Below are 7,209 nucleotides of genomic sequence, written 5' to 3' on the forward strand. Positions count from 1 at the left end.
AATGATTCATAGGCATGTTCTCGAAATAGATTGACTAACTGATTGGCAACCTTGATGCCGCCGGATGGATGATTTGCCGGAATTTGAACAAAAATCTTTCTGTTCATTATAGTCCTCACTGTCAGAATCGTAAACTGCCTGTCCCCTAAGCATCAATTTACAGAAACTGTGGACAGTTCCCCTAACACGTTTATATTATTGAGTAAACATTTTTGCCAGGGTTAGAAAATGCGTGATAAAAAGTGGGAGAAGATCCACAAGATCTTTGTTCAACATGCCGTGTCATGTGGTGCAGATCCATTCCGCAACCGCCCTACAACCTGAACTTCACCGTCATCGAAAAGAGATCCCCCTCATCCGGAACCGCGGCGGGACCTTCCCTGTCCTTTCTGACCCACTGCAGGGTGACGGTTCGCCGCAGGGTCCAGAGGTCTCCCTTCAACCCCCACGTCATGAGGATGTCGTGCCCTCCCCCCGGGTCTATCTCCCTCGTCCTTGCGACAGTGAACGCCAGCCTCGAAGCCGGGACCGGGTAGGCGCCCAGTTCGACATAAAGGTCCTCGGCGCCCCCGCCCATGGGATGCCCCATGAGACGGCCTCTGTAAGTATAAGGGTAATCCGCATGCGTGTACCAGCCGGAGTAGCCCAGATCTGTGGAAGCCGCCTCGATACGCACATCGAACATCTCCGATTGTCCGATACGCGGAAGGTAGACACCCCCCAGGAAGGCCCACTTGGACGGTGTCCATCCGGCAGCGTCCTCTCCGGCGCCATCCACGTAGAGGGTAAACGGCTGGGCGTCGGCCAGGGTCCTCCAGATAACGGAGAAGCCGGCTATCTGGTTGCCGATGACGTTCTGCGAAGCCGAGGCCGACTCGCTGCCCGGCCGGCCCAGCAGGACATCGATAAAGGCGCCAAAATCTTCGTCCCTCCCCTCCCCGCCGAAAAGGAAGGTGCGGTTCAGTGAGAATATGAGGTTTGGATTGGGTGAAAAGCCGATCTTCAGCCCTCCCATGATGGGGTCAGGGACAAAACCGGGGCGGTCATCGTCGAGGCGCGACAGGAAGAAGGAAACGCGGACGCCGCCGAGATGTTTAAGAAAACCGGGCAGCGTAAAATCGGGGTAGTTGTCCAGGCGGAACACCTTGCGGGGTGCGGCGTTGTCGGTCAGGAGAAGGCTTCCCCTCCTGCCCGGTCCCCACCACATGTTCTCCTTGCCCAAGGTGAACTGGAGCTTGCCCCAGCGGAATTGCCCGTAGGCCTCTTTGAAAAACCGATCCCCACTATCGGTCAGAGGAAGCCTCCCGTCGACAAAGAGGGAGAACCGATGAACGTTCAGGATGAATTCGCCGCCGGTGACTAAACCGCCGGACACCGGTATGCCTGAACGGTTGTCGGGGACGAACCCCTCGTCACCTCCCTCCCACCCGATACGGGGTATGACGGAGACCTTTCCGCCGGGAAGAAAAATTTTCAGGTTTCCGGGATCGTCCAGTGCATCCAGGAGGTCCCCGGCCTCCCGGCTGGAAATGGGGCCCTGGTCGGGGCGATAGACATCGAGCATGCCCTCGGACCAATACCGGTCCAACATGGGATAGAGAGGGGAATCAAGAGGGATATCGGAGGCAAGGGCACCCGGCAGGTGCGCCAGGGGGAGAAGAAGCAAGACGATTGCAATTGTCCAGAATCCATGCCGGAAGGCCATAGGTTCTTTATAGTAGGTAATAAAACGCGTGTCCACTGTTGGGGGACGTAGTTAAGTTGTTAAGTTGTTGGGGATTGCGTCAACAACTTAACAACTTAACTACGTCCCCTAAAAACAACAACCCTAGTAAATTATGGGATATAGCCAAGGTATACTTTAATAATTTACTTGACAAATACAGACAAGAATAACATATTACCACACTATACTTGTGTTTAAATCTCCTTCGTGCGATTAATTCATCGCTATTTATGTGGTTTTCTGCGTTGGATAGAGTCGTCGTGAAGAGCTGTCCGGGAGGATACTCCGTTGAGTTACAAGTACTTGTATTTGAACACGAATATGCCGGAAAAGGATGAGGTGCTGAAACGCACTCCCAACCCCGCGGCAAAGGAATTGATAACGAAGCTGCAAAAAGAAGGGGTTCCGATTTTTCTGGATCGTTTCGCAGCTCAGCAGCCCCAGTGCAAGTTCGGCCTGCAGGGCACATGCTGCCGGATGTGTCAGTGGGGTCCATGCACGATCAGCCGTAAATCCACACACGGGGTCTGCGGAAAAGACATGAACCTGATCGTTATGGGCAACCTGCTGCGCGCGCTTGTTTCCGGCCTTGCCGCACACGCCCGTCATGCACATGAAATATATCTCACCATCATGGCGGTCAGGGACGGGACCGTAGATATAAAGATCAAGGGTGAGGATCGGGTTTTCGAGATGGCCGGCCGCCTTGGGATTGAGGTCGAAAACCGCAAGATCGAGGCGATTGCGGGCGAGATCGCCGAAATCCTTCTTGAAGACCTGGGAAAAATGAAGAAAGGTGAACTCCGGCTGCTGGAAGCGTACGCCGGACAGGAAAACAGGGACCTCTGGCGGAAGCTCGATATCCTGCCCCGATCGTCAGCTTACGAGATAATGGAAGCCCTGCACATGACTACTCTCGGCGCCTGCTCGGACTGGATGGCCCTCGTGGACCAGGAACTCCGCTCAGCGCTGGCCTATTGCTATTCCACCCTCTTCGGGACGTCCCTCGCGACGGAGATTCTCTACGGAATACCCCGGCCACGAAAAACAGTGGTGAACTTCGGAGTCCTCAAGGAGGATCATGTCAACATCCTCCTTCACGGCCACTCCCCTGTTATGGTGGAAAAGATCCTGGAGAAGATCCACACACCCGAGATCCAGTCGCTGGCCAGGCAGTTGGGGGCCAAAGGAATCGTTCTGGGCGGGATGTGCTGCACGGGAGAGGAACTCCTTGCGCGTCACGGCATACCGACTGTGACCAATATCCTGGGGCAGGAACTCGCTATCGGTACCGGCGCCGTGGATACCGTGATCGTCGATATGCAGTGCATCATACCGGGCATGAAAATCACAGCGGACTGCTTCGGGACGGAGATAATCACGACGTGCAGATCCAACCGGATTCCCGGAGCCGTTCATGTGCCCTTCGACCCGGAAGACCCCGGATCATTAGACGACAACGCGTTATATGTCGCCCGCAGTGCCGTGGAGTCCTTCGGCCGCAGGAAAAGGCGCAATATCCACATCCCCGACTACAGGACCGAAGCTCTCGTAGGATGGAGTTACGAGGCCATTTTAGAAGCGTTCGGCGGCGCGGACCGCCTGGTGGAGCTGCTCAAAACCGGAAAGTTCAAGGGGATATGCACCATCGTGGGATGCAACACACCAAAGGTGCCCTACGAGAGCAACCACGTGACCATCGCCAGGGAACTAATCGCGGCCGGTGTCCTTCTTACCACCACCGGGTGCTGTTCCCACGCGCTTTTAAATGCAGGGCTTTGCGCTCCTGACGCCTCCGAAATGGCCCCGCATGATACGCGCGTCCTTTTAGAGAAGCTGGGAATACCGCCCGCCCTCGCTGTGGGCGGCTGTGTCGACAATGCGCGCTCTTTAAGATTGTTCATAACCCTGGCAGAAGCAGCGGGATTGAAGATACACGACATGCCTTTCATGTTCATCGGTCCGGAACCGGGGAACGAGAAAACCTTGGGCCAGGGGGTGACCTTCCTTGTCCACGGCATCAGCAACACCATCGGGTTTCCGGGCCACATCCCTCAGCCCATCATTAAACCTTCCGGTGACGACCCGGATGACCTTGAACGGTGCGGCAATGATGTCGCGGACTTCTTCAGCCAGGACGGCCTTATCAACAGGGTCGGTGCACAGGTCTTTACGGAATCGGATCCGATACTTGCCGCGCAGATCGTTAATATGCACCTGCATCGAAAGCGGCTGGAGCTTCGAAAACAGGGATGGAGTTAGTTAAAGATCCGCCCCCGCGCGAAACGATATTAAAAGGAGTTATCATGAATATTACACGTCGGAAATTTTTAAAAACAAGCGGCATAACCATCCTGGCGACCGCGGGAACGCCCCTGTCTTTCCTCGGATGCTCGGACACAAAAAGCCGGTCCACCGACAGCGGCAGGACCAATATAAAGGTGGGTTTTCTGCCTATAACCCATTCATGGCCGCTTTTTGTTCTTATGGAGAAGTACGGCAGTGAAATGAAAAAGGCCAAGATCGAACCGGTCAAGTTCACATCATGGCCCGACCTCACCGAGGCGCTCAATGCCGGGAAGCTCCAGGCAGCCATCACCATGTTCGAGATCGTGCTGGCAAGCAAGATCAAAGGTCTGCCGATCGAGATCCTCGCGTTGAGCCACAGGAACGGGGATTTCATAACCTCATCCCTTGAAATCAACGGGCTCGAGGATCTGAGGGGCCGCACGGTGGCGATCCCGCACCGTCTTTCCGGGCACAACATCCTCCTTTACAAGGCATTGAAGGATAAAGGTATTCCATACTCACAGGTCCGTGTCCGGGAGATGCCTCCTCCTGACATGCCGGCAGCCCTCGCGTCCGGGGAGATCGCCGCTTATGTGGTCGCCGAACCCTTCGGCAGCCAGTCGGTGCTCAATGGAAAGGGCAAAATCCTCATTTCCGCCGACAGCATCTGGCCAAATTGGACCTGCTGCGGGGTGGCAGCCACTACGGACACGATAACAGCGAACGAAGAGCCCATGAGAGAGTTCATACGGTATTTTGTCCGCGCCGGGAAGGATATCCAAGCCGATCCCGAGATGGCGACCGTCGCCGCTCAAAAATATACCGGCGTCGAAAAGAAATACTGGAAACAGGCCCTGACGTGGACCAACTACAGCGACCTGAAGCCCGATGCGGGCGAGTTGGCCATGATAAATGATTACCTCGTGGAGATGGGAGTCCTTCATCAGAAGGTGAACGTCAACGAGATTATCAGGGGCCGGTTCGCAGAGGAATTCGAAGGGTAAAGGCAGGGGGCGGCAGTGGAAATGAAAAGTTTGCAGAGATTCGAAAGATACGCCTACCCGCTGGTCACGTCCGTGATCATAATAATCATCTGGGACATCGCCAGTGGTCACTACCCCGCCGACCTGCTGCCCTCGCCGATGAGTGTTGTTCTGACCTTGAAGGATCTTCTGATAAAGGGAACCCTTCCCGAAAATATCGGCATCAGTCTGTACAGGTTTTTCGCGGGCTACCTGGCTGCCGCAGCCACAGCCCTTCCGCTGGGCCTCCTGTTCGGCCGCTACTCCCGTATGTGGTTCGCATTCGATCCCATCGTCCAGCTTCTCAGGCCCATCTCGCCCATCGCATGGCTGCCCCTCATCGTGTTGTGGTTTGGTATAGGAAACCTGCCGACCATGGTCATTGTTTTTATAGCCGCTTTCTTTCCTATTCTGCTCTCAACCGTGGCGGCGGTTCACCATGTGAATCGGTTGTACATAGACGTCGCACGTAATTTTGGATTGACCGAGCGGGCCATCCTCTCCAAAATAATTATCCCCGCATCCTTTCCATACATGGTCACCGGGATGCAGATAGCCCTGGGTTCAGGTTGGGTTTTCCTGGTAGTCGGCGAGATGTTGGGGGTGAACTCCGGCCTCGGCTACATGATCATAGATGGGAGAAACAGCCTGCGCTACGAGGTGGTGATAGCGGCGATCCTTCTCATCGGCGGCCTGGGGCTGATTTTGAGCAAATCCCTGGAGTTCATCGAGAAGAAGGTCCAGATAAGATGGGGGGCACATAATGGAACGGCGTGACGGAGGTTCAGGCGAACCGATCATCGTGGTAAAGAACTTGACGAAAGGGTTCACGCAGAAGGACGGTAATGCTCAAACCATCCTCAAGTACCTGAATCTTACGATCCAGGAGGGTGAACTGTTCTGCCTTCTGGGGCCCAGCGGCTGTGGGAAAACAACGCTATTGAACATTATCGCGGGTTTTGAAAAGCCTACCTCGGGGAGCGTCACCACCAAGGGTGTCCCTGTCGAGTCCCCCGGACCTAACGCCATTATGATCTTTCAGGAATCCGGTCTCCTGCCGTGGCGTACCGTTCTCGGCAATGTCGAGTTCGGACTGGAGGGTAGGAGATTGAGCAGGAAGGAAAGGCGCATGATCAGCATGGACTACCTGGAGCTTGTGGGGATGGAATCGTTTTCGAACCACCATCCACATGAGCTTTCCGGCGGGATGAAACAGAGAGTCACCCTCGCCCGCGCGCTCGCGGTGGAACCTGAGCTCATTCTCATGGATGAGCCTTTCAGCGCACTGGACACCTTCACCCGCTACAGGATGCAGGATGAGCTTTACGGGATCTGGGAGAAGAAGAAAATGACCGTCCTTTTCGTAACTCACGACATCGATGAAGCGGTCTACCTGTTCGACAGAATCGCCATCATGCACCTGGGGGGCAAGGGCTTTCAGATCATGGATAATGAACTGCCCCGTCCCCGCAATCGCGCCGGCACCAGTTTCAACCGCCTGCGCGGCGATATCTTAAAGGAGTTCCGCCTCATAACACAGGTCAGTGAAGATTACAGGATATGAAAGGTAAAACAGGTTCAACGGGGTAAGGAATGTTCAACGTGGTAAAAAACGTTCAATGTTCAACGTTCAATGACCAGCGAAGTCATTGCGAGGAGCATTACGGCGCCCTCCGGCCGCTACGGGATCGCTTCGCATGGGTTACAGCTCGCGATGACAGGTAGGGGGTACGCACGGTGACGCCGCTGTGTCATTGCGAGGAACATCGAGATAGACGAGAGTGACGCGGCAATCCCGGGCGAAGCTGCATCCAGGCACCCATTCCCAGGATGACCCCAAACCTAAAACGTTCAAGATCCATTACGGGCTGATCCCCGATCCACCCCCCTCCACAACACCCTTCGCCACAACTTCCTTGAGTTACTGTGAACAATTGCGTTATATTTCCGGGACAACTGGTTAAAGAATGTTCAACGTTCAAGGTTCAACGGGATAAAGAGCGTTCAACATGGTAAGTCAGTCCAGAGTCCAGTGTCCAGAGTCCAGAGGGGAAAAGCGGGTCCAAAAAAGAGCGTTCAACGTGGTAAAAAACGTTCAAGGTTCAAGGTTCAATGACCAGCGAAGTCATTGCGAGGAACATCGAGATAGACGAGAGTGACGCGGCAATCCCG

General features: G+C 54.8%; 5 protein-coding genes. 4 read left to right on the forward strand and 1 reads right to left on the reverse strand.

Going from position 1 to position 7,209, the window contains the following annotated elements; genetic code table 11:
- Positions 1–313 precede the first annotated feature (313 nt).
- Positions 314–1,705, reverse strand: coding sequence for a capsule assembly Wzi family protein (locus tag GXP52_10115; GenBank protein NOY87637.1), 1,392 nt, complete (start codon positions 1,703–1,705; stop codon positions 314–316).
- A gap of 342 nt (positions 1,706–2,047) precedes the next feature.
- On the opposite strand from GXP52_10115, the gene cooS reads away from it, so the two are divergent.
- The 4 genes from cooS to GXP52_10135 are packed head-to-tail and all read left to right on the forward strand — an operon-like array spanning position 2,048 to position 6,601.
- Positions 2,048–3,988, forward strand: coding sequence for an anaerobic carbon-monoxide dehydrogenase catalytic subunit (gene cooS / locus GXP52_10120; GenBank protein ID NOY87638.1), 1,941 nt, complete (start codon positions 2,048–2,050; stop codon positions 3,986–3,988).
- 44 nt (positions 3,989–4,032) lie between these two features.
- Complete coding sequence (locus tag GXP52_10125; GenBank protein ID NOY87639.1) at positions 4,033–5,019, forward strand: ABC transporter substrate-binding protein; 987 nt, start codon at positions 4,033–4,035, stop codon at positions 5,017–5,019.
- Positions 5,020–5,040: 21 nt separating this feature from the next.
- Positions 5,041–5,814 (forward strand): ABC transporter permease, encoded by a 774-nt coding sequence (locus GXP52_10130; protein ID NOY87640.1) that lies wholly within the window; start codon positions 5,041–5,043, stop codon positions 5,812–5,814.
- Complete coding sequence (locus tag GXP52_10135) at positions 5,801–6,601, forward strand: ABC transporter ATP-binding protein (protein ID NOY87641.1); 801 nt, start codon at positions 5,801–5,803, stop codon at positions 6,599–6,601. Before GXP52_10130 ends, GXP52_10135 begins: the two co-directional genes overlap by 14 nt.
- The last annotated feature ends 608 nt before the right edge of the window (positions 6,602–7,209 follow it).

It is taken from the genome of Deltaproteobacteria bacterium, assembly GCA_013151915.1.
Lineage (GTDB): Bacteria > BMS3Abin14 > BMS3Abin14 > BMS3Abin14 > BMS3Abin14 > BMS3ABIN14.